Genomic DNA, 767 nt, shown 5'->3' with positions numbered 1-767 from the left:
TTTTCAACCGGCAGCCCCGCCTTGCGCCAGGCGTCGATCCCGCCTTCCACGATGAAGGCTTCGCAGCTTCCGTCCAGTTTCGACGCGAGCCGCGACGCATTGATCTGCGTGCGAGCGCCGCTCTTGCAGTGGAAAATGACCTGCTTGCCCTGATGCGCCGCAAGATCGGCCTCGTCGAGCTTGGACAAAGGCAAGTTTCGGGCGCCCACGATCCTTTCGCGGGCATGCTCATTCGCCTCGCGGATGTCGATGAGGATAGCACCTTTCGCCAGGAGATTGCGAGCTTGTGCGGGATTGATAGTGGGTAGCGACATTATCGGCTCCTATGTTGGCTTATCTGCTCCTAGTTCTGACAGGCGCGCAAAACAGCCTGTAGAACGTTGCGAAGAGTTGTTCGATCCGCGGATCGGCAATGCGATACCAGAGCGTCTGGCTCTCCCTCCGGAACGCGACGAGACCCTCGTCGCGCATTTTCGCCAGGTGCTGGGACAGGGCCGACTGCGACAGGCCCACGGCTTGAGCCAGGGAACCGACGTTGTCCTCGCCGCATTCAACCAGCCTGCACAGGATCATCAACCGGCGCTCGTTCGCGAGCGCCCGCAAGATGGCGGCGACCTCGACGGCCTGCTTCTCGAAGGTTTCCGGATCAAATGTTGAGGACGCCATCGGGCCTTCTCTTTTATTTTAGATATTGCTTATTTAGTTTATGCTAATATATCCGTCAAGACCAACCGGACGATGACATCAGGAGGTTCCAGACATGTCAC

General features: G+C 58.1%; 2 protein-coding genes. Both read right to left on the bottom strand.

Going from position 1 to position 767, the window contains the following annotated elements; genetic code table 11:
- The coding region (locus tag ACFC3J_RS22765; RefSeq protein ID WP_375198183.1) for a rhodanese-like domain-containing protein at positions 1–314 on the bottom strand (314 nt) is incomplete at its 3' end.
- A gap of 19 nt (positions 315–333) precedes the next feature.
- Positions 334–666, bottom strand: a complete 333-nt coding sequence (locus ACFC3J_RS22760) for a helix-turn-helix transcriptional regulator (protein WP_024337429.1) — start codon at positions 664–666, stop codon at positions 334–336.
- Between the last annotated feature and the right edge of the window lie 101 nt (positions 667–767).

The organism is Sphingobium sp. (genome assembly GCF_041987595.1).
In the GTDB taxonomy this organism is placed as follows: Bacteria; Pseudomonadota; Alphaproteobacteria; order Sphingomonadales; family Sphingomonadaceae; genus Sphingobium.
Note: the sequence above shows the minus strand (reverse complement) of the source record. Positions and strands in the feature narration are given on the sequence as shown.

Excerpts from the sequence above, each read along its gene's own strand:
- ACFC3J_RS22760 (WP_024337429.1), bottom strand. The coding sequence starts at position 666 with ATGGCGTCCTCAACATTTGATCCGGAAACCTTCGAGAAGCAGGCCGTC.